Source organism: Streptomyces sp. YGL11-2, assembly GCF_050054615.1.
GTDB lineage: Bacteria > Actinomycetota > Actinomycetes > Streptomycetales > Streptomycetaceae > Streptomyces.
In genome coordinates this window covers 110,995-136,874 of record NZ_JBNHIN010000018.1, presented here as the reverse complement: position 1 = coordinate 136,874, position 25,880 = coordinate 110,995, and the positions used below count along the sequence as shown (strand labels likewise).

General features: G+C 68.6%; 28 protein-coding genes and 4 pseudogenes. 10 read left to right on the top strand and 22 right to left on the bottom strand.

What is annotated here, in order from left to right; translation table 11 throughout:
- Window positions 1-249: 249 nt before the first annotated feature.
- From ACO1BR_RS21875 to ACO1BR_RS21860, 4 genes and pseudogenes are all read right to left on the bottom strand, one after another.
- A complete protein-coding gene (locus ACO1BR_RS21875; protein ID WP_426796760.1) occupies window positions 250-723 on the bottom strand; it encodes an SAM-dependent methyltransferase in 474 nt (157 codons plus the stop codon).
- A gap of 743 nt (window positions 724-1,466) precedes the next feature.
- The gene (locus ACO1BR_RS21870) at window positions 1,467-2,810 is read right to left on the bottom strand and encodes a carotenoid oxygenase family protein (RefSeq protein WP_426796759.1); all 1,344 of its coding nucleotides are present in this window, start codon (window positions 2,808-2,810) and stop codon (window positions 1,467-1,469) included.
- Between the two features lie 119 nt (window positions 2,811-2,929).
- Window positions 2,930-4,234, bottom strand: coding sequence for a DUF3533 domain-containing protein (locus ACO1BR_RS21865; RefSeq protein WP_426796758.1), 1,305 nt, complete (start codon window positions 4,232-4,234; stop codon window positions 2,930-2,932).
- Window positions 4,235-4,268: 34 nt separating this feature from the next.
- Window positions 4,269-4,699: pseudogene (locus tag ACO1BR_RS21860) on the bottom strand (nuclear transport factor 2 family protein).
- 110 nt (window positions 4,700-4,809) lie between these two features.
- Here ACO1BR_RS21860 and ACO1BR_RS21855 point away from each other — a divergent pair.
- Entirely contained in the window at window positions 4,810-5,379 is a 570-nt protein-coding gene (locus tag ACO1BR_RS21855; RefSeq protein ID WP_426796757.1) for a PadR family transcriptional regulator, read from the top strand.
- Window positions 5,380-5,425: 46 nt separating this feature from the next.
- Here the strand turns inward: ACO1BR_RS21855 and ACO1BR_RS21850 are convergent.
- Window positions 5,426-5,914 (bottom strand): annotated as a pseudogene (locus ACO1BR_RS21850) (transposase); the annotation flags it as partial.
- Here ACO1BR_RS21850 and ACO1BR_RS21845 point away from each other — a divergent pair.
- Complete coding sequence (locus tag ACO1BR_RS21845; RefSeq protein WP_426796794.1) at window positions 5,856-6,113, top strand: hypothetical protein; 258 nt, start codon at window positions 5,856-5,858, stop codon at window positions 6,111-6,113. The pseudogene ACO1BR_RS21850 and the gene ACO1BR_RS21845 sit on opposite strands and share 59 nt — an antisense overlap.
- A gap of 91 nt (window positions 6,114-6,204) precedes the next feature.
- Here ACO1BR_RS21845 and ACO1BR_RS21840 read toward each other — a convergent pair whose 3' ends face one another.
- Complete coding sequence (locus ACO1BR_RS21840) at window positions 6,205-7,167, bottom strand: GlxA family transcriptional regulator (RefSeq protein ID WP_426796756.1); 963 nt, start codon at window positions 7,165-7,167, stop codon at window positions 6,205-6,207.
- A 71-nt stretch (window positions 7,168-7,238) separates the two neighbouring features.
- Between ACO1BR_RS21840 and ACO1BR_RS21835 the strand changes: the two genes are divergently transcribed.
- Together ACO1BR_RS21835 and ACO1BR_RS21830 are read left to right on the top strand one after the other, a co-directional pair.
- Window positions 7,239-7,913: an HD domain-containing protein gene (locus ACO1BR_RS21835; protein WP_426796755.1), complete on the top strand. Its 675-nt coding sequence runs from the start codon at window positions 7,239-7,241 to the stop codon at window positions 7,911-7,913.
- Between the two features lie 38 nt (window positions 7,914-7,951).
- Window positions 7,952-8,374, top strand: a complete 423-nt coding sequence (locus ACO1BR_RS21830) for a Rid family hydrolase (RefSeq protein ID WP_426796754.1) — start codon at window positions 7,952-7,954, stop codon at window positions 8,372-8,374.
- Between the two features lie 58 nt (window positions 8,375-8,432).
- Here the strand turns inward: ACO1BR_RS21830 and ACO1BR_RS21825 are convergent.
- The 4 genes and pseudogenes from ACO1BR_RS21825 to ACO1BR_RS21810 form a co-directional block, all read right to left on the bottom strand.
- A pseudogene (locus ACO1BR_RS21825) lies at window positions 8,433-8,594 on the bottom strand (IS5/IS1182 family transposase); the annotation flags it as partial.
- A gap of 458 nt (window positions 8,595-9,052) precedes the next feature.
- Window positions 9,053-9,595 (bottom strand): hypothetical protein, encoded by a 543-nt coding sequence (locus ACO1BR_RS21820; protein WP_426796753.1) that lies wholly within the window; start codon window positions 9,593-9,595, stop codon window positions 9,053-9,055.
- 528 nt (window positions 9,596-10,123) lie between these two features.
- Entirely contained in the window at window positions 10,124-10,555 is a 432-nt protein-coding gene (locus ACO1BR_RS21815; protein ID WP_426796752.1) for a hypothetical protein, read from the bottom strand.
- 37 nt (window positions 10,556-10,592) lie between these two features.
- Entirely contained in the window at window positions 10,593-11,201 is a 609-nt protein-coding gene (locus ACO1BR_RS21810) for a recombinase family protein (protein WP_426796751.1), read from the bottom strand.
- Window positions 11,202-11,320: 119 nt separating this feature from the next.
- Between ACO1BR_RS21810 and ACO1BR_RS21805 the strand changes: the two genes are divergently transcribed.
- Together ACO1BR_RS21805 and ACO1BR_RS21800 are read left to right on the top strand one after the other, a co-directional pair.
- Complete coding sequence (locus ACO1BR_RS21805; RefSeq protein ID WP_426796750.1) at window positions 11,321-11,941, top strand: flavin reductase family protein; 621 nt, start codon at window positions 11,321-11,323, stop codon at window positions 11,939-11,941.
- Between the two features lie 444 nt (window positions 11,942-12,385).
- A pseudogene (locus ACO1BR_RS21800) lies at window positions 12,386-13,256 on the top strand (endonuclease/exonuclease/phosphatase family protein).
- A 230-nt stretch (window positions 13,257-13,486) separates the two neighbouring features.
- Here the strand turns inward: ACO1BR_RS21800 and ACO1BR_RS21795 are convergent.
- The 8 genes from ACO1BR_RS21795 to ACO1BR_RS21760 all read right to left on the bottom strand — a co-directional run bounded on the left by ACO1BR_RS21795 (window position 13,487) and on the right by ACO1BR_RS21760 (window position 19,129).
- A complete protein-coding gene (locus ACO1BR_RS21795) occupies window positions 13,487-13,714 on the bottom strand; it encodes a DUF2277 domain-containing protein (protein WP_426796749.1) in 228 nt (75 codons plus the stop codon).
- Window positions 13,715-13,766: 52 nt separating this feature from the next.
- On the bottom strand, window positions 13,767-14,546 hold the full coding sequence (locus tag ACO1BR_RS21790; RefSeq protein ID WP_426796748.1) for an alpha-ketoglutarate-dependent dioxygenase AlkB family protein: 780 nt from the start codon (window positions 14,544-14,546) through the stop codon (window positions 13,767-13,769).
- 213 nt (window positions 14,547-14,759) lie between these two features.
- A complete protein-coding gene (locus tag ACO1BR_RS21785) occupies window positions 14,760-15,416 on the bottom strand; it encodes a hypothetical protein (protein ID WP_426796747.1) in 657 nt (218 codons plus the stop codon).
- Between the two features lie 4 nt (window positions 15,417-15,420).
- Entirely contained in the window at window positions 15,421-15,996 is a 576-nt protein-coding gene (locus ACO1BR_RS21780; protein WP_426796746.1) for a methylated-DNA--[protein]-cysteine S-methyltransferase, read from the bottom strand.
- Window positions 15,997-16,213: 217 nt separating this feature from the next.
- Window positions 16,214-17,005, bottom strand: coding sequence for a phytanoyl-CoA dioxygenase family protein (locus ACO1BR_RS21775; RefSeq protein WP_426796745.1), 792 nt, complete (start codon window positions 17,003-17,005; stop codon window positions 16,214-16,216).
- Between the two features lie 145 nt (window positions 17,006-17,150).
- Complete coding sequence (locus ACO1BR_RS21770) at window positions 17,151-17,345, bottom strand: hypothetical protein (protein ID WP_426796744.1); 195 nt, start codon at window positions 17,343-17,345, stop codon at window positions 17,151-17,153.
- A 320-nt stretch (window positions 17,346-17,665) separates the two neighbouring features.
- Window positions 17,666-18,043, bottom strand: a complete 378-nt coding sequence (locus tag ACO1BR_RS21765) for a VOC family protein (protein ID WP_426796743.1) — start codon at window positions 18,041-18,043, stop codon at window positions 17,666-17,668.
- Window positions 18,044-18,628: 585 nt separating this feature from the next.
- Window positions 18,629-19,129 carry a nuclear transport factor 2 family protein gene (locus tag ACO1BR_RS21760; protein WP_426796742.1) on the bottom strand — a complete coding sequence of 167 codons (501 nt, stop codon included), beginning with the start codon at window positions 19,127-19,129 and terminating at the stop codon, window positions 18,629-18,631.
- Window positions 19,130-19,551: 422 nt separating this feature from the next.
- Between ACO1BR_RS21760 and ACO1BR_RS21755 the strand changes: the two genes are divergently transcribed.
- Window positions 19,552-19,782 (top strand): DUF6296 family protein, encoded by a 231-nt coding sequence (locus ACO1BR_RS21755; protein WP_426796741.1) that lies wholly within the window; start codon window positions 19,552-19,554, stop codon window positions 19,780-19,782.
- Window positions 19,783-19,904: 122 nt separating this feature from the next.
- Here the strand turns inward: ACO1BR_RS21755 and ACO1BR_RS21750 are convergent, their stop codons facing one another.
- From ACO1BR_RS21750 to ACO1BR_RS21740, 3 genes are all read right to left on the bottom strand, one after another.
- Window positions 19,905-20,582 carry a hypothetical protein gene (locus tag ACO1BR_RS21750; protein ID WP_426796740.1) on the bottom strand — a complete coding sequence of 226 codons (678 nt, stop codon included), beginning with the start codon at window positions 20,580-20,582 and terminating at the stop codon, window positions 19,905-19,907.
- 72 nt (window positions 20,583-20,654) lie between these two features.
- Complete coding sequence (locus ACO1BR_RS21745; protein ID WP_426796739.1) at window positions 20,655-20,891, bottom strand: hypothetical protein; 237 nt, start codon at window positions 20,889-20,891, stop codon at window positions 20,655-20,657.
- Between the two features lie 157 nt (window positions 20,892-21,048).
- Entirely contained in the window at window positions 21,049-21,747 is a 699-nt protein-coding gene (locus ACO1BR_RS21740) for an aspartate/glutamate racemase family protein (protein ID WP_426796738.1), read from the bottom strand.
- A gap of 207 nt (window positions 21,748-21,954) precedes the next feature.
- Between ACO1BR_RS21740 and ACO1BR_RS21735 the strand changes: the two genes are divergently transcribed.
- Window positions 21,955-22,806: a chitinase gene (locus ACO1BR_RS21735; RefSeq protein WP_426796737.1), complete on the top strand. Its 852-nt coding sequence runs from the start codon at window positions 21,955-21,957 to the stop codon at window positions 22,804-22,806.
- 301 nt (window positions 22,807-23,107) lie between these two features.
- Window positions 23,108-23,833, top strand: a complete 726-nt coding sequence (locus ACO1BR_RS21730; RefSeq protein ID WP_426796736.1) for a Mut7-C RNAse domain-containing protein — start codon at window positions 23,108-23,110, stop codon at window positions 23,831-23,833.
- Here the strand turns inward: ACO1BR_RS21730 and ACO1BR_RS21725 are convergent.
- Complete coding sequence (locus tag ACO1BR_RS21725) at window positions 23,761-24,537, bottom strand: HAD-IA family hydrolase (protein ID WP_426796735.1); 777 nt, start codon at window positions 24,535-24,537, stop codon at window positions 23,761-23,763. The two genes, ACO1BR_RS21730 and ACO1BR_RS21725, sit on opposite strands and share 73 nt — an antisense overlap.
- Before the next feature lie 502 nt (window positions 24,538-25,039).
- On the opposite strand from ACO1BR_RS21725, the gene ACO1BR_RS21720 reads away from it, so the two are divergent.
- Complete coding sequence (locus ACO1BR_RS21720; RefSeq protein WP_426796734.1) at window positions 25,040-25,825, top strand: hypothetical protein; 786 nt, start codon at window positions 25,040-25,042, stop codon at window positions 25,823-25,825.
- The last annotated feature ends 55 nt before the right edge of the window (window positions 25,826-25,880 follow it).

Below are 25,880 nucleotides of genomic sequence, written 5' to 3'. Positions count from 1 at the left end.
GGGTGCGGCGCAGAGATGCGCCGCACCTACCCGACCTGATCGTCAACTACAGGAACGACGGGCACCAGTGGCGGCCAAGGAAGCTGGCCCCTGGCGGGGGCGCGCCAGTCATGCCGGGACCCTGAATGGCGACCGGCGCGCCCTGCCGGCGTCGAGCGCGAGGTGCTGTGGCCGACAGCCACCCTGAGTGCTCCGGGCTTTTGCTCCTCGACCAGACCTGGAGGCGACTTCATCGGCTATTCACGCCCGTCAGCCCTGCGAGTCCGCCCAGTAGCCGGCGAGCATTTCCTTGGGCCAAGCGGGCTCGCGTACCTCGCCCCGGGGTCCCATTTCCCGGAAGTACGGGGCGAGGTCGTAGATCGGGCTCCCGTCTACCGCGTCCAGATCTGCGACGTGGAGATCAAGGCCATCGACCTTGATCAGCCGTGGGAAGGACTGCGCGAGCTGATTGAGGCGACGGTGGTTGCGGTGTGCGAACGCGCCGGTCGCCGGCCACCGGGGATTGTTCCGGGGGCTGCGTGCGTGCAAGGCGACGTCGTCGGGGGAGGCGAGGTGGAAGTGCCAGACGACCAGGAGGTGGGAGAACTCCTCAAGTCCCTGCACGACCTCCAGGGGGAATTCCAGGTTCAGGCGGATGATCGCCGTGCCGCTCCACTGGTCGTCGGTGGGTTCGGTACGGCCACTGACGACGGTGCCGATGGGCTTGATCTCCAGCGACTTCATGGACTTCCCCTTGATCCTTTGGGCGCGACGTGGTCAATCTACTCGGGTCAGGTAGGAGGCGGCCCGCGCGTCCAATCCAAGTGGATCGGAGCCCTTGGCAAGATCGGAGAAGGTGCGGAACTAGCTCCTCTGGCAACGAAGATCACGCAGTTCGGACACGATCTCATATCGCCAATCACTGGACTGCTGGGGACCCTTGAACCCTGAGTGGATATGATTTAGCGCCGCATCAAGGGCTGGCGGCGCATGTGTCGCTATCCCTTGTGCACTACCGAAAGGAAGCGCCTTGCTCGCACAACTTCCGCTTGCCTACTTGTTGCTCATGGCGGCTTTTGTAACCTTCATATTCTGCTTCGCCATAGACAAGTGGATGAAGGTGCGCAAGCTAACAGTGGTGTTTTTCGTTCTTTCGGTCGTGTGCTGCCTCGGGATGATGGTAGTAGGTAGCCTTCAGTATCAGCACTGGAATACTCGGTTAAGGCGTAGTTGCATTCGGCGTCGGTCAGTACTGAAGTTGAATGCGTGATGTCGGTGTCGACAAGGTCAGTCGTACATGTCCAGGCCGGCCTGGATGAGGCAGGCCGCGAGGGTAGTTGGAAGACGGGTGCGCCCCCGATATGCGCGGGCGCCTCTACCAGCCGAGGCCGGACAATCCGCGGGATCTTGTGCAGCCGACCCATCGGGCGGGTGTGTGCCTCAGCGTCGTGCACCCCAGGCACACACCCGTCCCGGACTTATCTACGTCAGCGCTGGTCGGGGAGCCAGTTGCCGTGGAAGCCGACGGGGACACGGCGTGGCAGGTGGATGGTGGCGGTGGGTGGCGCGGTCAGGTCGTCGGCGTCGAGTATGACCAGGTCGCTTCGGTCGGTGGCGGAGTCGTAAACGTAGGTCATCAGCCAGCCCGAGCTTCCGGGAGCACTGTTCGCGGGGACGAAAGTGGCTTCGCCTGGGGTGCGCCCTGCCGCGAAGGAGTGGCTGACTGTCGTGCCGGAGTGCAGGTCGTAGCGGTGGATCGCGCCCTGGCAGTCGGAACCTTCGGGAGATTTGAGGGTGGTGGCGTAACCGTAGCGGGCGGGGAGGCCCGCGAGGCGGTCGTCGATGCGGGGGAATTCTGCTCGGCGATCGTCGAGCTGCTCCTCGCGCACGGTTCCGGTGGCCAGGTCGATCGTCCATCGCCAGAGGGATCCATGGCCGTTGACGTCCACGTTCTCGCCCACATGGTCGTAGCGGATGGCGTACAAGGTCAGGCGCTGTCCGTCGGCGTCCTCGTGGGCGTTGAGCGTGTGGAAGACGTAGCAAGGAGCGATGTCGAACCAGCGCACCGGGCCGTAGGGGTCCTCTCGGTTCAGGACACCCAGGCGCGCGCCGTAGTCGGGGGTCCAGGTGTAGGGCAGGCCACGGTCGCCGGCCACGGCCTTGGGCAGGTCGAAGACCATCGGCAGGTCCATGAAGACGACGTGGCGGGAGGTGAGGTGGAAGTCGTGCATCAGCGTTGGTGCGCCGACGTCCACGGGCCGGCTGACCGTCAGCTCTCCCTGTGCGTCGGCACGGTGGTAGGTCAGTGGGGTCTCGTCGGGTCCCGCACCGTAGCCGAAGAAGTGCAGCTCACCGGTGGTGGGACAGGTCTTGGGATGGGCGGTCATCGGGGTGTGGAGCCGGCCGTGGAAGTCGTAGGCGCCGATGGTCGCCAGCTCGTTGCCCCTGCGCATGTCCAGCTGGTAGGGGAAGGTGGATTCGATCAGGGCAAGGGTACGTCCGGCATGGCGGACGACGTGGGTGTTGGCGACGCCTGCGAGGAGGTCGCGCTTGCCCTGTTCGTCACGGAGTTCGGCGCCGCGCGTCAAGGTGGCGGTCTGGACCCAGCGGTTGCGGTAGGAGGCGGCCCGGCCGGCCTCCAGTCGCACGCCGTGGACCATTCCGTCGCCCAGCCACCAGTGTGCGGAGGTGGCCTGGTGGGGGTTGGGTCCGTTGCGCAGGTACCAGCCGGTCAGCTCGGGCGGGATCGCGCCGGTGACCTGCAGTTCAGTGACGGTCAGTTCGTCCTGGACGGGGGCGAAGGCGCCCAGCAGATGGGGAACGGTGGTCATGGTTGACTCCAAGTTGGGTGTGGACGGGACTGTGTGAGGTGCCGGGGACGGTCGGGGCGTTGAGAGTGGTGGGAAGTCCGGCGGGACGACGAGTGCGCGTCGGTGCCGCCGGCCGTTGGTCAGTGCGCCGCCGCGGGCTGGGCAGTGGCCGCCGGGCCCGTCGGGAGGGGAATGCGGTGCAGCCCTCGTCGGTCGTAGAAGCGGGTGACGGCGAAGCCGAACAGGGCGGCTGCCGCCAGGGCGATGCCCATCGCGGACCACGCGCGGGCGAGACCGGCGTCGGCTTGGGCGTCGTAGTAGAGGATCGAGCGCATGCCGCCGGCGATCTGCCGCAGCGGCTCGAACTCCGCAAGCGTGCGGAAGAAGCGGGGGAGTGCCTGCAGCGGCACGGTCGCGCCGGAGGTGGGGACGGCCGTGGCGATGAAGATGAGGGTTAGCAGCAGCATGCCCGGTGTGCCGAACGCGGCGAGGAGTGAGAGGCCGCCGATGCCGACGACGGCGATCGTCGCGACCGAGTAGAGCCACAGCAGGCCGAGGTGGGAGGCGTCCATGCCGAGCACGCCGACGGTGGTGGTCTCGACCAGCGAGCCCATGAGGACGGAGAGCCCTGCCATGAGCGCGATGCCCGTCGCGAGCGTGCGGGTGCGGCTGGTGTGCTGGACGGGCATGCGCTGGCGGAACGGTCCGATGTCGTTGTGCAGGTAGCCGAGGGCGGTGTCGACCTGGGAGTTGATGACGTTGGCGCCGAGCATCCCGCAGACGACCAGGACGAGGGAGTAGTAGAAGGCGGAGAGTCCCAGGCCGCTGTGCGTGCCCAGCGGGTGGCCGTCGGCGACCTGAACGGTGACCGGGTCGGCGAGCAGGAGTTCGGCGGCGGGCGGCAGTGTGGCGCCCTGCTTGCCTGCCTGGCCGAGGAGTTGGGCGCCGATCCGGGTGGACGCGGCGTGGGCGGCCTGCTGGGCAGCCTGGCTGGCCATGGATGAACCGATGCTGCCGGCGGACTGGTTGGTGAGCACGCTGAGGACCGGGCGTGCGGGGCTCTGCGAGGTGCCGGGGACGGTCAGGGCGGTGAGGGTGGAGGTGAAGTCCGGCGGGACGACGAGTGCCCCGAACACCTTGCCCTGGCCGATGAGTTGGTCGGCTTCTTGGTGGGTCATCGGCTGCCAGGCGATGGTGTGGTTGCCGGTGGAGTGCTCGATCCCGGTGACAAACTGGTCCCCGAGGTTGAGGTGCGTGCCGCTGGCGTCCGTGCCCTGGTCGCTGTTGACCAGGGCGATGGGCAGGTCGCGCAGATGCCCCCTCGGGTTGAGGTTGCCGCCGACGTAGAGCAGCGCGAAGGCGGTGGCGACGATGGCCAGGATGAGGCCGGAGCCTGTCCACAGGCGTGGGCTGCGGAGCACGGACGACGGGGGGCGAGCGGGCACGGCGCGTTCCTTGGTGGGATGGGATGGCGGGGGCTCAGCGATTGGCGGGCGCTGGTGCGAGTCCGTCGGCGACGAGTCCGGCGTGGACCGCCTCGCCGAGGGCGTGGACGGCGGACTGCGGGCGGATCATGACCGTGAACTCCTTGATCCGGCCGTCGTCGGCGAAGTGCAGCAGGTCGATGCCGTGGATCTGCCTGCCGCCCGCCGTGGCGCGGAAGAGCGGGACGGCCGAGGGTGCGTCGGCGGCGTCGGCGCTGGTCTGCGCGGTGCCGGTGTAGTCGCCGACATGCGGAAGTCCTCGAAGGTCCGCAGCAGGACCCCGAACAGGCCCAGCACCATCGGCTTGCCCTCGAAGGGCGTGAACTTCACGGGGCTGTGGAAGCGGACGTCATCGGTGAACAGGTCGTCCAGCGCGGCGAGGTCACGGGCGTCGACGGCGGCGCGGAAGCGGTCGGCGGTGGTCATGGTGCACCCTCCTGACTCGTTGCGACTAGTCATGAATCTGACTACTCATTTTCAGGAGTATCATAGGGAGGTGTATCCGGCAAACAGGGGTGAGTGAAGGAGTTCGACCGATGGCACTACGGCACGCCGTTCTGGCCGCCCTCCTCCACGGCGAGACCAACGGCTACGAGCTGGCCAAGACCTTCGGCCTCGGCGTGGCGAACTTCTGGTACGCCCAACCGCAGCAGCTGTACGCCGAGCTGAGCCGGCTGGAGAAGGACGGGCTGATCACCGGGCGGGAGATCGTCCAGGACAACCGCCCCAACAAGCGAGTCTTCCGCGTCACGGACGCCGGCCTCGCCGAACTCGACGACTTCGCCGCCGCCTCCGCAAAGCCGTCCTTCGTCCGCGACGACCTGCTGGTCAAGGTCCAGGCCAGCGACCACGTCGACCCGGTGGCGCTGATCGCCCAGCTCGACGAACGGGCCACCTTCGCCCAGGCCAAGATCGACCTGTTCGAGCAGATGCTGCAAACCATGCGCGGCGAGCTCGCGGAGGAGGAGTTCCTGCGCGAGGGCGACCGCATCGGCCCGTACCTGACCTGCCTGCGCGGCCTCGCCTTCGAACGGGGCAACCGCGACTGGTGCCGCAACACGATCACCACCCTGCGCCATCGGCAGGCTGCCCGTGCCCAGTGGTGACAGCCCTCCGCTTCGTGCACTGCTGAGCTTGATCGGGTGGTGCCAGTCAGCCGTCCATGATCAGGCCGGTGGCGGCGCGGCAGCCGTCAACCAGGTCCGGACGGTACTGGACCTGTTTGAGCCGGTGCTTCACGGCCCTGGTGATCTGGCCGAGGCACGCTGCGGCGAAGTTGCCGATGTCGCGCTTGACCAGGAACCAGACGCCCTCCTGCGAGTTCAAGTCCGGGGCGTAGGTGGGCAGCTGGAACACGGTGAGCCAGCCAGAGTTCGCCTCGACGAACTCCCGCAGCGACTTGGTCAGGTGCAGGCGCACGTTGTCCCGTACCAGCACGATCGGACCACCGAGCCGGATGCGGGCGCGCACCAACAGGTCGCGAAAGTCACGCCAGCCGAAGCCCTTCGGCTGGCCCTTGCGGCCGTTGTAGTCACGGACGGAGTAGATCAGCCGGGACCGCTCGCCCGGTTCGTAGCAGGTCATGCCTGCCATCGACACCCGGCCCGAACCTCGTCCACGCACACGGACAACCGGGGTCTGGCACACTGACCACCTGAAAACGGCGCCGCACCAGCACCAACCCGATGCCGACGACCGTCAGAGCCGGGACCCGACCAACGTCGAGGTCGACACCGGGCTCGCCAAGCTTGACCTGGCCGGCTACTGCCTGCTGCGGCCTCGCCGCCCGGACCAGGCCGGAGACGCTCACTGCGACACGAGCACGAGCACGTTCTCGTGACGGCTCGGGTTCAACGCTTCTCCTTGTCTGCTCGGCAATTTGGGCGGCAGCGACCCGCCTCCGAAACCCTTGGGTGTCGTGGTGGCCATTCTCAGTCCGAGCGCGGGACTGCTGGCGACGTCGAGCGTGTGAAGGTGCGGCGGTAGGCAGTGGGGGTGGTGTCCAGTGCGCGCCGGAAGTGCAGCCGCAGGTTGGCTGCCGTGCCCAGCCCGCAGTCCCGCGCCACCTGTTCCACCGAGCGGTCCGTGGTTTCTAGCAGTTCCCGCGCCCTGCCGAGCCGGGCGTTGAGCAGCCACTGCAACGGGGTCGTGCCCGTCTCCTCGCTGAACCGGCGCATGAAGGTGCGCTGCGAGAGGCCCGCGTGCCGGGCAAGCACGCGCAGCGTGAGCGGCTCGCCGAGCCGGTGCAGGGCCCATCCACGGGTACCGGACAGCGACGCCTGACCGGCCACCGCGACGGGAGCCGGCACGTACTGGGCCTGCCCACCGTCTCGGTGGGGGGCGGCGACCAGACCGCGGGCGATCTGGTTGGCCGCCTCCGCTCCCAGGTCGCGGCGCACGATATGCAGGCACAGGTCGATGCCGCAGCACACCCCGGCCGAGGTGAGCACGTCGCCCTCGTCGACGTAGAGCACGTCGCGGTCGACCGTGACGGCCGGGAAGCCCCGCTCGAACTCGTCGATGTGCTTCCAGTGGGTCGTGGCGTGCAGCCCGTCCAGTACGCCTGCCGCGGCCAGCGCGAACGCGCCCGTGCAGATCGACACCACACGCTTGCCTCGGTCGCGAGCTTCGTTCAGTGCATCGAGCACGGCGTCCGGCAACGGGAGGATCGGTTCGAATCCCGGCACGATCAGGGTGTCGGCGGTGCGCACCTGTTCCAGGCCCCCGTCGGCGACCAGGGCGAAGCCCGCGGTGGTTGCCACCTTCGTCTCCAGCGCGCACAGGGTCATCTCGTAGGGGGTTTCCGGCCGGGTGGTGAAGATCTGCGTCGGGATCGCCAGGTCGAGTGGGGTGACCCCGTCCAGCGCCAGGACCGCGACTCGATGCACTGCCATGGCAAGATTCTAACGAAGTATGGAATTTTTGCCTCTCACCAGGTCAGGGCGGTCGCGGCCAGGCTGAAGACATGACCGGACCTACTCACGAGGCGACCGCCGACCCGATCACGCTGCCCGGCACACCGCTTGCCGACGCCGTCATGAACCTCATCCGACCGGTGGAAACGCCGTCCGTCTTCAACCACAGCATCCGCAGCTACCTGTTCGCCCGGCTGGTTGCCGGCCGCCTCGGCCTGACCGTCGGCCACGACTACCACGACGACCTCTTGTTCGCCGCGTGCGCGATGCACGACCTCGGCGTGGCCTCGGACGGCCCGCACAGCCAGCGGTTCGAGGTCGAAGGCGCCGACCGGGCCGCCGCATTCCTGATTGACCACGGAGTACCCGCAGCCGACGCCGACCAGGTCTGGCAAGCCATCGCCCTGCACACCTCCCCGGGCATCGCGGAACGCCGCGGCACGCTGTGCGTACTCGTCCGCGAAGGCGTCGCCCTCGACTTCGGCGGCCCACTGGGCGCCGACCACGTCGACGCCGTCACCGACGAGCAGGCCGATGCCGTGCACGCCGCCTATCCACGGCTGGACATGGTCCGCTCACTCACCGACGCGATCGTCGCGCAGGCCGCGAAAAACCCGAAGAACGCACCCCGGTACGCGATCCCCGGCGAATTCCTCCGCGAACGCGAGACCTTCGGCCGGACCCGACTGGAGCACGCCTGCCGTTCGTCCCGCTGGGGCAACTGACTCCACGACCCCGTCAACAAGGAAAAGGAAGGACCACAATGACCGTCCACACCGTCGAGGTCCCTGAGGACAACGCAGTCTTCGGGCAAACCACCAGCGCCTTCGCAAGCTTCGGCTATTCCGCCGCGGTCCGCGCGCACGGCCTATTGTTCATCGCCGGAACGATCGGTCGCCGCGCCGACGGAACCATCCCGAACACCATCGAAGAGCAGACCGAGACCGCCATCTTGAAGATCGAAGAGATCCTTCGACTGGAGAACCTCGACACCTCCGCCCTCGTCGACGTCACCAGCTACCACGTCGACATCCGCCAGCACCTGCCCGGCTTCATCGAGGCCAAACAGCGCCTCGTCAAAGCGCCCTACCCGACCTGGACGATCATCGGGGTCAGCGGCCTCGCCAGCCCCGGACTCCTCGTCGAAATCCGCGCGACCGCCGCGTATCCCGACGCACCTCGGTAGACCGCCGCTCCCGGGCCCAGGAGCCCGCCCGTACGCCCCAGAACCCCCAGACGAAGACTCCCGCGGCGTGCTGGTGGGCCCGGCAGGTGGTGGAATCCACGCTCACCATCGACCAGTCGATGCGGCCCTCGGAATCCGGATCAGCCAGGACGGCCACGTAGACCTCGTCCCACGTGCCGTCCGTCGGCCAACGTCTGTGCCGCTCGTATACCGTCTTCCACATCTCCCTGCCGCAAAAGAGAGGTTCTTCGCCATGGCGGCTGGTTCACTGCTCATTGGCCTGGCTATATTCTTCTTCTCTCCGGTTGTCCCGTGGGCTCTGTTCCCGTTCCGCAGGAAGACGGGTGCTGCCGCCGCTACGGTTTGGGGGTTGCTCGCTGGACTGTGCTTTTTCGTTTGGGATGGAGCACTTGTCGGTTCGGCGATCCTTACGGTGTTCTCATGCTGCGTGCGGATCATTGTCGAAGTAACCGGAGCTCTGGAAGGGCCACGCGCTCGACGCAAGGAGCGCAAGCGAGAAAATCATTCTCCCCGGCGGCTACTCTGACCAACTAGGATTGAAAACTGGCCCCGTACCCCCCTTTCTCCCTCAGTGGATTAACGAGGTGCGTCCTGCTGATCTGCCCAACCTGCACCATTTCGCCAACGGTCCGGTGCGGCACGGCCTCGGTCAGGAGATCAGTTTCTCCACCTCGTGCAGGAAGGCCAGCCAGTTGGTCGTGGGACGGTTCCCGGGTTCATTAGGCTGAGGCGGAGTGTGCGGCTCATCGGGTACTGGGAGGGCATGATCGCTTCGTTGCGCCGGGCTAGGCGAGAGATCTCCGTGGAGTACGGGAGGCGGGCGTCTTTGGCGCTGTTGCAGCTTGCGTGGACGGGGGCGAGATTCCACAGTGCATCGAGGTCCGGCCCGTGCCAGCCTGCGGCGTTGCCGAAGCGGTTCATAAGCGAGAACGGGAAGGCATGGTCGATGGCCGTTTCACCCGCGGGGTCCATGACGTAGTTGCAGATGAGACAGCGACCGTGTTGGAAGCCGATGGTCGCCTCTTTGACCCCGGCTACCGGTCGGCGGCGGCGCTTGTCCGTGAGCGTCATTGCTGTCCAGTCGACAGCCATGCCCTTACGCATGAGGGGGCGGCCGACGCCGATGGTGAAAGAGGTCTCGACTATGTTCCAGCGGGCCTCAAGGGCCGAGGCGCTGCCACCGATCGTCGTCCCCGCCACCGATACAGGGATCGAAGGCGCTGGTCAGGCCGGTCCGAGCCAGGGACTTCTCAGGGATTTTTCAGGGACTTTCAGCTCTGTCGCAGGGACTTTTCAGGGACTTTTCGCTGAGTAAGCGAGAAAGGCCCCGACAGCTCTGAAAGACGCAAAGCACCAGATCAAGAGCGGTTTTCTGCCAACCGATGGCACTCGCTGGGGCGACTCACCGCGGAGGCCGCGTCGGCCGGGCACGACTGCATGGACGAGGGGCTTGAGGGGCTGTGACAGCCCCCGGTTGCTGCGCCGCAGTTGACGCTGCTCCATGTCAACTAGCCCTGCCACTGTATGGAGCGCGATCGCAGCGACGTGCGAGATGTTGAGGAAACCGAATGTGGCGGCCAGCTGGAACTGTGAGGCCCGGACGACTGGATCGAGAGGTTTCGTCGAGCCAGCCCTCAACTGGCGGAGAATGAGACCATGCGGGTGCGCGACTTCTTGGCGTACATGAAGCATTGACGTTTGAGGCGTCCCCAGTTTTCTGGGGACGCCTCACGCTTGTGCGGTCAGTTCTGTTGTTGTCTTCCCACGTGGAGTAAGGCGTTCCTTCACAGCGTTAGAGCTACCAAACTTGGAGCGATGGGTTGGTGGTTGAACCACGATGTAGTGCAAGTAGCGCTTGACTATGGCACGCCGCTGACGGAGGGTGCCCTCTGTCCAGTGCTTGAGGAGCTCGTCTGGCGACACCGCGGGTGTCGGCGTGCTCTCCGCGGCCGCGATGGCATCACGGTGTGCCGAGATCTTGCGATTGAGAGCTGCCAGCATGGTGAAGTAGTCCGCCTCGGTCACATTGATGTCCTGCAGCGTTCCCTCGGACCAACGGCGTATCAGGTCGCTTTTTCGTGTGAGCTCCTGGTCCAGCCGTTCCGTTCCTGCAAAGCTGCAACGCTGGTTGCGGTTTGGCGCAGTTCGGTCTTCGCGCATTCCAACTGCTTGCGGAGGAAGGCGGCCATTGCTTCCTCTACGGCCAGTTCGGCGGTCTGGGCCGAGATAGCGGTTCCTCCACATCCACCCCGGTCGGACGGTGGGCACTCGTAGTTGCGGATGGCTTTGCCGGTCTTGCGCTGCTTGTAACGGTGCCCGACAAGGCCACGGTGGCACTTGCTGCAGTGACCGGGCGTTTGACGTACTCGACGATGTCGATGAGGTCTTCGAGGTCCCGTGGTTGACGCACGAGGCGGTCGAGGTCGTAGAAGATGACGCCGTCGATCACGCCGAGGGTGAGGTCGGCGAGCAGCTGGCGGAACTCGGGGCGCAGGACGACCCAGTCGATGGTGCCGTCGGCTTTGGTGATCTTGCGCTTCTTGAAGGCGGAGGTGTCGTTCTCCTTATAGATCTTGGCGAACGGGCCCCAGTGCAGCCGTGAGCGGGTGTCCTGGGCGTCTTCCATCTGGCGGTCGACGCCGGCTTCCAGGCCGAAGCGGTCGGAGGAGATGCGGAGGTAGGCGCCGGGGCGCTTGGGTGCGTAGGAGGCCAGATGGTCGTGGAGGTTGAGGGTGACTTGCCCGCCGCGGGCGTGGGCGGGGACCTCGAAGTCTTCCCATACGGTGGCAAGGGCGGCTGGTGGCACGGTGTCGGCTCCTGGTGCTCGGTGGTCCGATACCGGGCACTTTCGGCTGAACTTCGCAGTTTGGCGGTGCTGCGGATCCTCCGTGGAACCCGCCGCTCCGCGGGTGGATACTGATCGCCATGCGCATCGACTTTGACCCTGCTGAGCTGTCCCGTAACGAGTTCTACAAGCTGTTGACTGCCACGGTCGTGCCGCGGCCGATCGCCTGGGTGTCGACCATCGGCCCGGACGGCGCCACGCCGAACCTCGCACCGCACTCCTTCTTCAGCATCGCCAGTGTTTCGCCGCCCGTTGTTCAGTTCAGTTCTGTGGGGCGTAAGGACACCTTGCGGAATGTCGAGGCCACCGGTGAGTTCGTGGTGAACTTCACGCCGGAGGGGCTTTTTGCGCAGGTCAATGACACGGGTACGGATTTTCCGCTTGGTGTGAGCGAGTTCGAGGCCGCGGGAATCGAATCCGAGCCCAGTCTTCGGGTCAAGCCGCCGCGGGTGGCGGCTTCGCCGGTGGCGTTGGAGTGCGAGCTGCACAGCACGGTCCGGATCGGTGACGGGACCGTGGTGTTCGGACGGGTGGTACATGCCGCGGCGTCGCAGGACGTGCTGGTCGACGGACATCCCGAGGTCACCAAGCTGCGGCCTTTGTCGCGGCTCGGGAAGGACGAGTGGGGGACGCTGGGTGACGTGCGGGAGATCGCTCGGATTCGTCATGCGGAATGGCAGGGGCCGGCGGCTGGCCGATAGGTCGACGGGGGAGGGGGAGCGAGGAAGGGGAAGGAGCAAGGGGAAGGAGCAAGGGGAAGGAGCAAGAGGAGGGGAGAGTTGGAGTGGTTGGAGGGAAGCGGGGGAGTGTGTTCGTGGCGTGGAGGTCATCGGAGTTGATTGATCCGAGTGAGGGTTTCGCGGCAGTTCATGTGCGAGGCGCTTTCCGGTAGTTGATGATTCCTTCCGGGTTCGAGACGCTGCGTGGTGACGGTTGTCGGGATGACAGGAGCCGCTGTGAACGGTCTCGCTCCTTTGATGACGGAATTCGGCGAGGAGCCGTGTTCTGATAGCCGCTCCCCTTGCTTCACCGATTCAGGTTCCTGCACGGCTTCCTCGATCGGCTCCGGCGCACCCGGTGAGGGGGGAGAAGGAGAAGGGGCTGGCGAAGGGGCTTTCGCGCAGCCGTCGAGCCGGCGTTTCGCGATGCGTGCCGTGGCCGGCACGGCATTCGCGAGGCCTGTGGCGGCGTACGGAGGTGAGACTGCGTACGCCGCAGATCGGGGGCGCGGGCTGCGGGTGATGACCTTCAATCTGCGGTACGCGTCGGATGCCCGTCCACATTCCTGGGCCGAGCGCCGACCCGTGATGCGGAGCCTCTTGCGCCGGGAGGCTCCGCAGCTCCTGGGGACGCAGGAGGGGCTGTACGGGCAGCTGCGTGATATTGCGGAGGATCTCAGGCCGTATTACGGCTGGGTGGGTACGGGCCGGGGTGGCGGGAGCCGGGATGAGTTCGCGGCGATCTTCTACGACGTACGGCGACTTGCGCCGGCGGAATACGACCATTTCTGGCTGTCGGACACGCCCTATCTGATCGGGTCGACGACGTGGGGAAACAAGGTCATTCGGATGGCGACCTGGGTGCGCTTCCGGGATCTCCGGCGGGGTGACAGCGGCGGCGGGGAATTCTATGCGCTCAATACACACCTTGATCATGCGGTGCAGTATTCGCGGGAGCGGTCGGCTGCGCTGATCAAAGAACGGCTGGGGGTGCTGGACCCTTCGCTGCCCCGTATCGTGACCGGGGATTTCAACGTTGCGGCGCACAAGAATCCCGTATACGAGGCCATGCTAGGCGGTGGCTCGCTCCTGGACAGCTGGGATGCGGCCGATGAACGGAGCGCACAGTACGGCCTCCTTTCACGGGTATCGGCCACTGGTGCCCGGCGGCGACCGGATCGATTGGATTCTCACCTCGCCGACGGTGCGTACGCGGCGGGCCGCGATCAATACGTTCGCCGTGCACGGGGAGTTCGCCAGCGATCATCTGCCGGTGCAGGCGTGGGTGGAGTGGTGAAGGGAGAGTGGCCGCTGGCGCTGACTGGTGAGCGTTTTGGTCCGTGCTCGGAGATCTGTCGGTGCTGGTGGTGGGAGCTGCGCTAGGTGGGACGTCGGTTCGCGATGTAACACCCGGCTGGACTCCCGGACTCCCGGACTCCCGGACTCCCGGACTCCCGGGAGCCCGGGCTCCCGGACTGCTCGACATCCGATCCGGGCGGGCGGACGTTGTGGTGGTGCCGGGCCGGGTCAGTCCTGGCGAGTGGGGGGCGTGCCGCGGATCTGGAGGCCGTTGAGGAGGTCGTGGGTGGCTGCGGCGATGGCGTCCACGGCGTGGTCGAATACCTCGCGGTTGTGGGCCGCCGGGGCGCGGAATCCGGAGACCTTGCGGACGTACTGCAAGGCGGCGGCGCGGATGTCCTCGTCGGTCACGGCGGGCGTGGTGGGCGGGCGGAGGGTCTTGATGCTGCGGCACATGCGTCCAGTCTGCCGCTTGCGGCCGGTGGACGGTGACCGGTGCCGGTGGCGTTCAGCTGAGGCCGGTGACGCGCATGGTGACGTTGAGGCGACCCGAGTTCAGGCCGGTCGCCGGGTCGCCGGTGCCCGGATATACCTTGGGAACGCCGTGGTACGCGAAGCGGGACGGCCCACCGAAGACGAACAGGTCGCCTGACGCCAGTTCGATGTCGGTGTACGGCTTGGTGCGCGTCTCCGGGTTGCCGAAGCGGAAGACGCAGGTGTCGCCGATGCTGAGCGAGACGACCGGCGCGCTGGAGCGTTCCTCTTTGTCCTGGTGCATGCCGAGCTTCGCCTGGGCGTCGTAGAAGTTGATCAGCGCGGTGTCGGGGGCGTACGCGTCGCCCGCAGCGGCGTCCTGATACGCGTCGACGAGGGCGCGGCGGCCCAACTCGACCATCCAGTCCGGGAATTCGGCGACCCGGGCGCCGTTCACGTCGTCCGCGGTGCGGGTGTACGCGTACGGCTGCCAGTGCCAGCCGATGCACACCGTCTGGACGGACATCACGCCGCCGCGCGGGAGTCTTGTGTGCCGGATGGGTGCCGGGCCGCGCGCCCAGCCCCGGCAGGCCGTGACCAGCTCGCGCTGCTCGGCGGGGGAGAGCCAGCCGGGGAGGTGGACGGCACCGGGGGCGAGTTCACGGCGGGGGAGTTCTTGGGCGGGGGTGAGGTTCTCGGCGTTTGTCGGTTGGCCGTTCGGTCGCCCCTCGGGTCGCGTGCGCGGACGTGACGGCGGTGCGTCAGGCCCGTTGAGCTGCCCGAAGTCCTCGAAGCCGGGGAGTGGGGTGCTCATGTGCTGCTGACCTGCCTCGGGGCGGATGGGGGCGGATGGGGGCGGGTGGGGACGCGTCTGGATCTGGGCCTGGATCTGGATCTGGGCCTGGGCTTGGGGCAGGTGCCGTGGCGGGGCCTTGCTGTTCTTTCAGAGTGCCATGGGATGGATCGATGGGAGGTGGGGCGGGGTGGGAGGCTTTGTGTATCGGGGATCGCTTTATGCGCTGGGGCTTCATTTACGAGGGGGCGCCTCGTGTACCGGGGGCGTTTCGTGCCGTGTCGTGGCGGTCACCCAGCCGCGGGCGATGGCCCAGGTGCCGCCGTCTGCCGTGGCGCCACGCATGCCCTCCAGCGTTGCGGTGCCGGCCAGGGCGGCGAGTCGGGAGTCGCCGAGAGACGCGAAGCCGAAGGTCCGGGCCGGGTCCCAGTCGGTGCTGTGGTGGAGTCGCCGGCTCATCCGGACCCAGCCCAGCGGCGCCGCGGCAACCACCCAGGCGTCCGGCTGACCAGCGGTGAAGCGATGGGCGGGGCGCAGCCAGGACGCGGCCTGTTCCGGCCAGTCGACCAAGGCGAGGACGGTGCGGCCCGTCGTACGCCATGCCTCGGTGAATGCTGCCGCAGCGGAATGTGATGCCGCGTCCCGGCTGTGTCCGACGGTGACGGTGGCAGGGGCGGGGGGAGTGCTGCGGTGAGGGGTGGGGGTGGAGGTGTGTGGTGTAGCCGTCAACAGGCTGATTAGAGCGTCCAGTTCGGCTGCGGTGTGCGGGGGCGGGGAAGGGAAGGGGCCGTAGGCGGCCGCTTCGTGGGGTGGGAGGAGAGGGGAGGGAGCGGTGGGGTGGTGGGAGTGGTGTGAGCCGACCGGCGAGGGGGCGTTCATGGGGGTGGGCATGGCGTCAGATGAGGGTGGGCTGGAGGGCGCCTTCGTGTGTCAGCAGGGCGGTCTTCCGCTCGACACCTGCCGCGTAGCCGCGCATGGTGCCGTCGGCGCCGATCACGCGATGGCAGGGGCGCAGCAGGAGCAAGGGGTTCGCCCCGATCGCGGTGGCCAGCGCGCGAACGTCCACGCTCCGTACACCGAGGGTGTCGGCGAGCCGACCGTATGTGGTCGTGGTCCCGTACGGGATGTCCTCCAGGGCCTGCCAGGTGCGTTCCTGGAAGGCGGTGCCGCTGGTGCGGTACTCCAGGTCGAAGCGGGTGAGCCCGCCGGCGAAGTAGGCGCGGAGCTGCCGGATGGCCTCGGCGAAGGGCCGGGGAGCGTGGTGCCACTGTGGCCGTACGGCGGCGGCGCCACGCTGCCCGGGCATGGAGAGCGAGGTCATGGCGATGCCGCCGGGGGCGGTCGGGGAGTCCACGCCGACGAGCAGCAGTTCACCGAGGGGGCTGTCCAGGGTGGTGTAGCGGGTGGTGGCGGGAGCGGCAGCGGTGGGCTTGGCCGTGGTGGCCGTGGTGGTGCTGTGGTGGGCGGTCATGTCGTGTCCTTGGTCGTGCGTCACCTGGGCTTTCTTCGAGTGTGCGGGCTTTCGGGCGCGCTGACTGGCGGAAATCGGACGTGGCGGTCGGTCTGTGGGGGTGGGTGCGGAGTGGGCGACGTTGTGGGTGCGGTCTCGTGACCTGTGGCTGTGGCAAGGAGAGCGCCATGGTCCCGAGTGTGCGTGTGGGTGGGTATGCGGGAGGCCGTTGGGGTGGCTAGGCCAGGCCCAGGCCCAGGCGGACCGCGCGCTCCACAGGGGAGTGGGTGCCGTCGCTGCGGTCCAGGTCGAGCGGGCCGGCCGGTATCAGCGGGGGCTGAGCCAGGAACCGCGGGGCCGTGCCGCGGTGGGGCTGTGCGGCGTGGATCAGGAAGGGGTGGCAGAGGTAGACGTCACCGGCCTGTCCGGTGGCGAGCGCCAGCGGCCGATGCGGCGCGTCGAGTTCGCCCGCCTCGTCCATCGCCGTGCAGAGGGAGAAGAGATCCATACCTGACTCACCCGCGGGCTGCAGGAACGACGGGACGTCGAGATGGGAGCCGACCTTGATCCTGGTCGGCGCGGTCTCGTCGTCGACGTCGGAGAAGAGGAACAGCATCAGCAGGGCACGGCCGCGGGAGGTGAGGTTGAGCCAGTACCCCGACTCCCCTTCGGGGGTGTAGCTGCCGTCCATGTGCCAGCCGGCGTCGCCCGGGTCGGCCGGGTGCGGGAAGCGGATGGGGAAGGTGCCGAGCCCGACACGTGGTACCCAACGGCCCGGGCCGACGAGTTGGTCGAAGGCACCGTGCAGGCGCTCGGTGGTGGCCGCCCGCTGGAACGGCTCGTCCGCGTAGCCATCGAGCCTGACCACGGGCTCGGTCCAGGTCGCCGGGTCGTCCGGGTCGAGCCCGGTCTCGCGCCACAGGAACGCCCGGCACTCGTCGGCGAGCGAGCGCGGGAAGGCTTCCGGAAGACGGACGAAGCCGTTCGTGACGAACTGTTCGATCTGATCTGCGGTCAGTACATCCCCCATGCCACCGATTCTCGGCACGCTCGCGGGGATCGGCAACCGAGTTTCGCCGGAGCCCGGCGGACGCGCCCGACGACGGCGATCCGCCGCCAACCACCGCAGGCCAGGCCACACCATGCCGACGATCCGGTGGTCGGAACGAGGGGCCTCAGGCCGCCTCGACGACCTCCGAGACCTCAGCGCGCACCGCTACCGTCCAGATCTCCAACAGCACCGCGTACTCCGCCATGTCCTGCGCCGTCCACGCCAGGTCACGCCGGGCGCGCACGAAACGCCGGATCGAGTCGTTGGCTTCGGAGGCAGGAACGGACACACCCGTAGGAGCGGGAGGAGTTGGGGACATGTGAGACATGCTAGGGGCAGCCACCGACAACGCATCTCCCCGCGCGTCAGCCATATCCCCACCCAGCCCTCTCCGAAGATCGCCCCGACCCCACCTCAACTCGCTGACCAGCAACGACCGTCAGCGACTCGCGCTCCCCCTGTTGCCCGCATGTGTCCAGTCCCACACGCTCCGCGGTCACCACTCTGTCCGGCCGCTCCCCAGGCGTCAACGGCCCCCCTCGTGATCCGGCCGCCGCCCACCTGGACCCGGTTGCACCAGACGACGCGCCGACCACGGACCCCCGTCCGCCCGGGTGCTGCTGATCAGTGCGGGAGCCGTCAGCGGAGGAACAGGCAGAAGGGATGACCTGCCGGGTCGAGGAGCACCCGGACGTCGTCCTGTGGCTGGAAATCCGCCCGTGTCGCTCCCGCGGCGACCGCGAACGCCTCGCCCTCGTCGAGGTCGTCGACCCGGATGTCGAGATGCAGCATCTTCTGCTGTTCGCCGCCCTGCTCAGGCCACACCGGCGGCCGGTACCCGGCCTCGGACTGGAACGAGAGCCCGGTGCCTCCCTCCGGAGACCTGAGCAGCACCCAGTCCGGTTCGCTGAGTGCCACCTCCCAGCCCAGGAGCCGCCGATAGAAGTCCGCCAGTGTGTGTGCGTCGGCACAGTCCACGGCCACGGTCGCCAGTGAGAAGCGACGGTTCCCTGCCATGACCCCTCCCTCTCCCTCTCCCGTTCGCACCTCTCCCGCTACCTCGCTCTTACGCCGTCGGACCGGTCGTGGGAGCGTGCGCCGGCCGAACGGCGTTGGTGCGAGTGGCAGTTGACCGGATGTCCGGAGGTGCGGTGCTGGTCGCCCGCGACACTACCTAGAACGGGTGGCGTCGCCGGGAATCGGATCGGGGCTGTGGGTGCGCGGCCCGTTGCGCCAGCGCCGGGGCTCGTCGCCGCCCTGGCCAGGGTCTGCGCGACCGCCCTGCCTCGGCGGATCGTCGTACGCCTCCGGCTCGGGGTCTGGATCGTCGTATGGCGCAGGCTCGTTGTCAGTGGTCCCCCGTACGGTGGTCCCCGTATCTATCCGAGCTGCTGGCGCTTCTCGGACCCGCCCCGCTCCCGTGACAGCGCACGGGAGCGGGGCTTCACCGGTACTTCGGATGACGCGGGGGAGGAGGACGACGATAGCGGAGGGGGGATGGCGATGGCGTGAAGCGCGTTGTGGGGGAGGGGAAGCGGTGTTCTCTGCGTGCCACTGCGTGGAGGGCGGCCGCGGGGTGGGGTGCGGCGCGTTCGCGGGTTGTCAGCGGGCAGGTGGCGGCGTCAGGCGTTCGGTGCCGGAGCCGAAGGCCAGAAACGTCCTGCGGGCGGCGAGGAGCCAGGTGCCGTCGACCTTGCGGAAGGTGTCCTCGTAGTGGCCCACATTGGTGGGGAGCCGCGGCGGGACGATGCCGTCGACATGGCCGTCGACGCGGTAGGTCGTGAGGTAGGAGGTCGCGGCCGCCGTCGTGGGGGACGTGACGGTGACCAGGATGTTGCTCATCAGGCGGCGGGACAGACGGTCCGCCGGGCGGGAGCCGAAGTACTCACGCAGTGCTTCGCGCCCCGTGATGCGGCGGTCGCCGTACTGCCATTCCCAGAGGCCGTCGGCGGTGAACAGATCGGCTACCGAACTCGGTTCTCCGAGGTCGAGGCGGTGGACGAACTCGATGATCAGGCGTTCGCAGGCGCGCTCGGCGATCAGCCGGACCAGGGGGTCAGGCGCTTGGCCTGCCTCGGGGAGTGTGTGCGCCGCATCGGTCATGTGGGGCTCCCGGGGAGTCGTCGCAGGTTGTCGCGGTCGACTTTCGCGTATCGCGGGTGCGGGACGCCAAGGGATATGCGGCGCTCCGGTCGTTCGGGCCCGTCAGGCGACCGGTCGTGGATCCGGGCGCCGGGCACCCGGATCCGTGGCACGACTGGTTGAGCGGTCAAGGATGGTGGTGCTGAGCGACGGCGGAGCGACCGGCCGGGACAGCCCGGCGGGGCTGGGCATGCCTGCCTGCCGGTTGGGACGGTGCGCAGGGGCGGCTGCGCTGCCCGTCCTGGCTCAGCGACACGTTCTCCTCAGGCGCGGTACGCGGGCCTGAGTGACGATGGAAGGGCCGGGGCGCAGTGGCGCGCGGCAGCGGCGGCGGGGGCGCAGCGTCCTGGGGAGTACCCGCAGAGCAGTATCGGGAGGCCCCGATGGATTACCCGGAACGCTATGAGCTGGTATTTCAGGCCCCCGCTGTCGAAGACGACGTGGTGATCGTCCGGCGTACCGACCAGGCGGGTGCGGGCGGGTATCCGGTCTACGAGGATGAGTCGGGGATCGTCCGGGCGGAGATCAGCGACCGGGGCGAGGTCCGCATGCTGGCCAGCGGGGGGCATCAGGTTCCCCGTACGCCGCTGCTGGCGCGAGCGCTGAGCCCGTGATCGGTCGGCCGCGGGTGTCGCGGGGCGGGGGGGCTGTGCGTTGTGCCGATGCCTCGTTGTGTGGCGAACGTGCTGATCCCCGGTGCAGGCGGCACTGAGCACGGTGGTGCGGCCGGGGTGTGTCATGAGCAGGGGGCATCGGCGTCGGGGCTGCGGGTGGCGGCCCTCGCGTCGTCGGTTCTTCCGTCGGTGGGGGCGGTGCCTGCGGGGTCGGCGCTGAGCGGGGCTCGGGTCCAGAGGGTGAGGTCGCTGCTGGTGGCGACGGCGAGCGTGCGGCCTGAGGGGGAGAAGCCGGCGGCGCGCAGCTCGGAGTAGTTGGCGTCGAAGACGTGCCACCAGCGTTCGCCGTGCGGCCCGTTGTGGGGCATGCCGCCGTCCGTGGAGAGCAGGACGCGGTCGTGGGGCCATTCCGCGGCGACCACTTCCAGTTGCCAGCCACCGGCGGTTGTGGTGTGCAAGCCGCCTCCGAAGAGGCCGGCGATCGGGACGCGGATGCCGGTGAGCGGTCCGAATCCGGGGCAGGAGAGATCGGGGGCCTCGTCCGGGGTGCTTGTCTCGGGGTCGGGGTCGCGGTCCCGGGCGATCTTGTCGCCGGTGAGGGCGTCGAAGAGGCCGTGGCCGGCGGTGGAGACCACCATGACCAGTTCCCGGCCGCTGCCGGGGGCCACGGCGAATCCGATGCCGAGCAGACCGCCGACCGGAATCAGCCCGTTCCCGACGGGCCGCCAGGGGGCCGGGGCGGCCGTGACGGGGGCGGAGAGGAACCGCCGGCGCAGCTGCTCTTGGTAGGGGGAGAGCAATGCGGCTCCTCGGGTCGTGTGCTGCTCGTCCGGTAGGCCGGATCGGGCTGTGCGGTGCGGGGGCGTCCGACGTCACAGGCCCCGGAGGTGGGGGCGCCGGGGGCGGTTGCCGTCCGGGGGGTCGGGGGGTTCGGGCCGGTCGGAGGATGTGTCGGGTGCGTCGGTCGCGTTGCCCGCGTCCACCGGGGCCGGGGCAGGTGGGAGCTCGGGTTCCGCTTCCGAGGTGGGACCGGGATCGGGGTCGGGGTCGGTGGTGTCTCCACGGAGAACGGCCAGGGCGCGTTCGAAGGACTCTCCGGTGATCTGCATCCGGATCTTTGCCAGGCGTTCTAACTCGTTACGAGACACCACGTCAGAGTACCCGCGGCAACTTCAAACCTGGAGTAAAGATAAATGCGGGTGAAATAGGGGCAGTTGGCGATGGAGAGTTGCGTGACTTCGGTACGGTATAGGGGTGTACGGGGCGTCAGTGGGGCGGGGTGAGCGCCAGTGTCACGGCGGCCTCGGCGTGCAGCCGCGTCGTCGGGAAGATGGGGACGGGACTGTCCTCCGGCCTGATGAGCAATTCGATTTCGGTGCAGCCGAGGATGATGCCCTCGGCGCCGGCGGCCACGAGGTCGTTGATGACCGAGGCGTAGGAGTTGCGGGACGCCTCGTTGACGATGCCGAGGCACAGCTCCTCGTAGATCACGCGGTGCACGGTCCGGCGTCCGGCCGCATCCGGGACCAGGACGTCGAGGCCGCGGCCCGCCAGGCGGCCGCGGTAGAAGTCCTGTTCCATGGTGAAGGCGGTTCCGAGCAGTCCGACCCGGCGCAGCCCCTTCGCGTGGACGGCGTCCGCCGTGGTGTCCGCGAGATGCAGGAGCGGGCGGCCGACCGCGGCGGATACCTGGTCGGCGACCTTGTGCATGGTGTTGGTGCACATCAGCAGCAGGTCCGCCCCCGCGGCTTCCAGTGCCTTGGCGGCCTCGGCCAGTATCGCGCCGGCCTCGTCCCAGCGCCCCTGGGTCTGCAGGCGCTCGATCTCCGCGAAGTCCACGGAGTAGAGCACGCACCTGGACGAGTGCAGCCCGCCCAGCCGGTCGCGCGTCAGCTCGTTCAGCAGCCGGTAGTACTCGGCGGTGGACTCCCAGCTCATGCCGCCGATCAACCCGATGGTCTTCATCGGGCCACTCTCGCACGGGGGCGCCGCCGGTGCGGGGTGGGGTGGGGTGACCGGGGAGGGCGGGCACTGTTGCGTTGTCCTGCATTGGTATGGACATGCTCGGCAAAGCGCCCGTAGCCTCACTTGGTCCAGACCGTTGGCGGTGTGTCACCGCTGCCCAACGTGTTGACCTCCCACGGCAGTTGGCTGACGAGAGGAAACGCCTCGATGCGATCGCGCGGAGCAGTGTTGCTGGGTGCCGCCACCATGGCCATGGGCATCGCCCTCGCCGTACCGGCAGCGCCGGCGGTGGCCACGACGACCACCCAGGCGGCCGGGGCGGTGGTCGGCTGCGCCGGTCCGTCCAAGGGCGCGACGTCCTCGACGGTGAACGGCTCCTGTGGCGCGCCGGCATCGGCCGCGTCGAGCGCGTCCCCGGGCCGGGCCGATGAGGCGGCCGACGGATTCGTCGTCAGCGAAGCGCAGTTCAACCAGATGTTCCCGAACCGGAATCCCTTCTACACGTACAGCGGGCTGGTTGCGGGCCTGAGCGCGTACCCGGAGTTCGCGAACACCGGTAGTGACACCGTCAAACGGCAGGAGGCCGCGGCCTTCTTGGCGAATGTCGGCCATGAGACCGGCGGGCTCGTGTACGTCGTGGAACAGGACACCGGCAACTATCCGCACTACTGCGACGCCACTCGACCGTACGGCTGCCCGGCCGGGCAGGCCGCGTACTACGGGCGGGGCCCCCTCCAGCTGAGCTGGAACTTCAACTACAAGGCAGCGGGAGACGCACTCGGCATCGACCTGCTGAACAACCCCTATCTGGTCGAGCAGGACCCGGCGGTCGCCTGGAAAACCGCGCTCTGGTACTGGAACACGCAGAGCGGACCCGGGACCATGACGCCGCACCAGGCCATGGTCAGTGGCGCTGGATTCGGGGAGACCATCAGGTCCATCAACGGTTCGCTGGAGTGCAACGGCGGAAATCCGGGCCAGGTGCAGAACCGGATCGACAACTATCAGCGCTTCGTTCAGATCCTGGGGACCGTGCCCGGCGACCACTTGAGCTGCTGAGGCGGGAAGGCGGGAGAAGGAGGGGCGAGCGGCCGATGGCGGCTGAAGTCCTCTGATGGCGGTGCTCTGTTGACGCGGAGCGGTTGACGGAGTGCGTGGGCGTGTGTGGCAGAGGTGGCGGCAGCGCGCCCGGGGCGAGGGAACCGAGCGGGGCGAGCGCCCGCGGTGGCCGTGCGCCGTGCCGGATGGCCGGCTCCGGCTGCGCCCGCGACGGTGCGACACGCCGGCCATCAGGTTCCTCCGCTCCGGCCGTCGGGAATCCGCTGGCCGGTACCGTCCGCCCGATGACATGCTGTGCGTCGTGAACGGACCCGAAATCGATCTCACCTTCGCCCCTGAGCTGCACCTTTTCGTCGGGGCGGAGCGCAGCGCCGGCCGTACGCCCCTGGTGACCGACGGGGCGTCGACGCTCGGGCATGTCGTCGAGTCCCTCGGCGTCCCGCTCACCGAGGTCGGGCGGCTGGTGGTGGACGGCGCGGAGGCCCCCGTCTCCCACATCCCGAGCGCGGGCGAGAGCGTCGAGGTCCAGGCCGTCGAGCGCCCGCAGCACATTCCGGGCGCGCCCCTGCGGTTCCTGCTCGATGTCCACCTGGGGACCCTCGCGCGGCGGCTGCGGCTGCTCGGTGTCGACGCCGCGTACACGAACGAGGACCCGGGCGATGCCGCGCTGGCCGCGCTCTCCGCCAAGGAGCGCCGGGTACTGCTCTCCCGGGACCGGGGGCTGCTGCAACGCCGGGAGATCTGGGCCGGGGCGTATGTCTACAGCGACCGGCCGGACGACCAACTCCGGGACGTCCTGAGCCGGTTCGCCCCCGATCTCGCTCCCTGGACCCGCTGTACGGCGTGCAACGGCCGGCTGGCCGTCGCCGACAAGGACGCGGTCCAGGAGCAGCTTCAGCACGGCACGCAGCGCACGTACGACGTCTTCGCGCAGTGCACCGCGTGCGGACGGGTCTACTGGCGCGGGGCGCACCACGCCCGCCTGGAGGCCATCGTCGAGGAGGCGCTGCGGGGGAGCGGCGGCTGACGGCGGTGACGGCTCCGGGGCCGAGCCCTGCGGCGCCAGTCCGATTCCCCGGCCTCCGGTGGTTCCCGTTCCTCTCCCCGAGGCGCCGCCCGGACGAATGCGGTGATGCGCGCGAGGGTGCTCGCCGTGTCCGCATGGACATGACCGGCCAGGCCCAGTGACCTGGCCGCACGGACATGCCCTTCGGTGTCGTCGATGAAGAGGGCCTGCGCGGGGGTGGCCGCGGCGGCCTGCTCCAGGGCGATCGCGTAGATCCGCGGATCGGGCTTGGCGCAGCCGGCGTCGCAGGACGGCACCACGTCGTGCACGGCATCCAGCACCCCGCTGCCCGGCAGTCTGCCGCGCATCTCCGGCCAGGCATTGCTCACGATGACGGTCCGTGCCGCACCGCGGAGACCGCGCAGACCCGCCACCAGCTCGGCGTCCCAGCGCTGTCCGGCCGCCAGGTCCGGCCGGATCTCCGAGGGCAGCTCCCCACTGATCCGCAGCCGCCCCCGGACGGTGCGCCACCAGTCTTCCTGGCTCGTGCGGCCGATCAGGATCCACTCGTCGTTACCGCCGAACAGCGCCCCCATGAAGTCCTGTTGGGAAATCCCCAGCCGGCCGCTCCAGCGGGCAGCCGCGGCCGGCGGGCGATCGGGGGAGAGCACTCCGCCGATATCGATCAGGATCACCGGTGTGGTGTCGTGCGCGAGGACCGCCATCTGCCGGATCGTGCCGCCCGCTCCGTCTGCTTCGCTGTCACCGCCGCGGTGACTCTATGCCGGTGATGCAGAGCTGACGAGCTGTCAGTACAGTCACTGATGTGGTGCCAGCTGCGCCCGCCGGGCGACGGGCGCCAGCGGCCTCTCCGGGGCCGTTCGGCGCCCCGCCCTTCGTACGGGCGGCGGGGCCGCCGACGGGCGCCGACACCGTTCGCCACGGAGCGTGATCCACTTCCCTCCCGCGGGCCCTGAACCGACCTGGCTGCGCGGCCCCCGGAGACCCCTCTAGCCCACCTTGATGACGACGCGCCGCAGACACGCGCCGTCCAACGGGTGAATACGTGGTCCTTCGCCACTCGAAGAGCCGATGTTGTCCCTCGAATGCGGCGTTCTCCGGTGGTGCTGAGCCGGAATCCGACTGACGGTGATCACGTCGCTACTGCGATTCCGATGTGCCGACGAAGTGTCAGCCTTCGCAGTCGCGCCGAAAGGATTTGTCCCCATGCGCACTGCCCGCACCTTGTTTGCCTCAGCCGCCGTGACGGCGGTGCTCGCGATCACCGCGCCCGCCGCGAACGCCATGGCACTGGCTGAGAACTTTGGATCGGCCGGCGGAACCTTCGCCAGCCACGACAACGACCACGGGAGAGGCGGCCGCGACAACGGCCACGGCCGCGACAACGGCCGTGGCCGGGACAACGGTCGTGACAATGGCCGCGGCCGCGACAAGGGTCGTGACAACGGCCGCGGCCGGGACAACGGCCGGGACAACGGTCGTGGCCGGGACAACGGTCGTGACGGAGGCCACGGCCGGCACCACCGTGCGCCGCACGGCGGCGTGCACACCGGTGGCGGCGCCCTGGCGATGCCTGTAGCCGGGGACTGGGACCAGAACGCCGACTTCGGCGACGACCACGGGCGTGGCCGCGACCGGGACCGGGACCGTGACCGCGACCGGGGCGGCGACCGCGACCGCGGTGACCGCGACCGGGGCGGCGACCGCGGTGACCGTGACCACGGCCGGTGGGGCGACCACGACCACGGCCGGTGGGGCGACCGCGACCATGGCCGGGGTGGTGACCGCGAACACGGCCGGGGTGGTGACGGCGACCACGGTCGGGGCGGCGACCACTGGGGCCGTCGACCGAGCGGTGGCGTGCACACCGGTGGCGGTGGAATGGCGCTGTCCGGTGGCGGCCTGGCTGCCGGGTCCGTCCTGATGCTCGGTGGTCTCGGTGCCGGTGCCTACATGCTGCGTCGCCGCAATTCATCGGGCGCCGCGGCCTGATAAGGCTGCTCCCCTCCGGAGGTCGATGTGCAGTCGCGGCCACCGTCCTCGTGGG